Source organism: Okeania sp. SIO2B9 (assembly GCF_010672505.1).
Taxonomy (GTDB): domain Bacteria; phylum Cyanobacteriota; class Cyanobacteriia; order Cyanobacteriales; family Microcoleaceae; genus Okeania; species Okeania hirsuta.
Map to the genome: position 1 here is coordinate 1 of NZ_JAAHGK010001602.1, position 1448 is coordinate 1448.

Below are 1448 nucleotides of genomic sequence, written 5' to 3' on the forward strand. Positions count from 1 at the left end.
GATGAATTTAAAGAGTTAATGGCAATTTTAGCCCCTAAATATCGTGTTATTGCTATGGACTTAATGGGGTTAGGAAATTCGGATAAACCTCCTAGAGAATATTCTATTGCAGACTATGCTAAAACTGTTATTTTATTGTTAGATGAATTAGGGATTCAAAAATGTAGCATTTTGGGCAGTTTAACAGGGGGTTATATTGCTGGAGAAGTTGCCGTATCTTATAGCGATCGCCTGAATAAATTAATTCTTTGTAATGTTCATGGTTTTGATGCAGAAGAAGCAGAAAAAATTGGCGAAAGGTATAGGCAAGGATTTACCATAAAAGAAGATGGTTCTCACCTCATGGAAAGATGGTTAACGCGGAGTAACTATCTGGAAGCAGAATTAAATCACCGTTGTCTTATTGATGATTTAAAAACTTTTGGTAGACCTATTTATACTGGTTTAGCAGTTAGTAAATATTGTGTTTCTGCCCAAGAAAGGTTTAAACTTATTCAATGTCCGACCTTAGTTTGTACAGGAGCTAAAGCATTAGAACCTATTGAAAAATATGGTTTAGCAAAAGCAGAAAATCAAGGTTGGTTATCTGAAGCAATTCCCCATAGTCAAGCTTTTGAAGTTGAAGGGGGAACCATTTGTATGATTAATCAAATGGCTGAAGAAATATCTAGAGTTGTTATTGATTTTTTAGATAACTGTTAAAGGAAAAAGTAACCTATTAGGAGTTTAACTTATGAGTTCTATTGACGAGACTACAGAAACCCATGAAATAACAAAAATGACTAATCTCTATGAAACTGACTTTGTGGAGTGGACTATTAAACAAGCTCAAGCATTAAACGATCACGATCTAAAAGCTCTTGATTGGAACAATTTAAAAGAGGAAATAGAAGACTTGGGAAAAGAACAAATTCATGCTGTCAGTAGTTTTATCAAAAGGTTAATTGAACACAAACTTAAACTAGACTATTCCTCTAATATTTATCCTCGAAACCACTGGCAAACTGAAATTAACAACTTTCAAGATGAAATTGAGAGAAGACTAACTAAAACTCTGTTAAACAAAGTAGATATAGATAAAGAGTACGAAAGAGCTAAAAGATTAGTTTTAAGTGAATATAAGTTAGACCTTCCCGATCAATGTCCTTATACTTTTGCAGATTTAATGCAAAGATTACCAGAAAATTGACAAGAATAATCATAAGTTACTGTTAATTTTTTTAGACAAAAATGTAGATGAGGAGAAATTAAAATTATGAAAATAAAGAGAGCCTTTTTAGATACAGAAGACGGTCAAATACATTATCGAATTGGTGGTGAAGGTGAACCACTAATTTTGCTACATCAAAATATAAAAAGTAGCGATGAATATCGAGAATTAATGCCAAGATTTATTAAAGAAGAAAAGTTAGTTATTGCTATGGATTTTTTAGGTTTTGGTGAATCGA

The 1448-nt window shown here is 32.2% G+C and carries 3 protein-coding genes; all 3 read left to right on the forward strand.

What is annotated here, in order from left to right:
* Positions 1-702: alpha/beta fold hydrolase (locus tag F6K13_RS33005; RefSeq protein WP_287289904.1), on the forward strand; the 702-nt coding region annotated here is incomplete at its 5' end.
* Positions 703-733: 31 nt separating this feature from the next.
* Entirely contained in the window at positions 734-1189 is a 456-nt protein-coding gene (locus F6K13_RS33010) for a DUF29 domain-containing protein (RefSeq protein ID WP_124147008.1), read from the forward strand.
* A gap of 66 nt (positions 1190-1255) precedes the next feature.
* The coding region (locus F6K13_RS33015; protein ID WP_375340695.1) for an alpha/beta fold hydrolase at positions 1256-1448 on the forward strand (193 nt) is incomplete at its 3' end.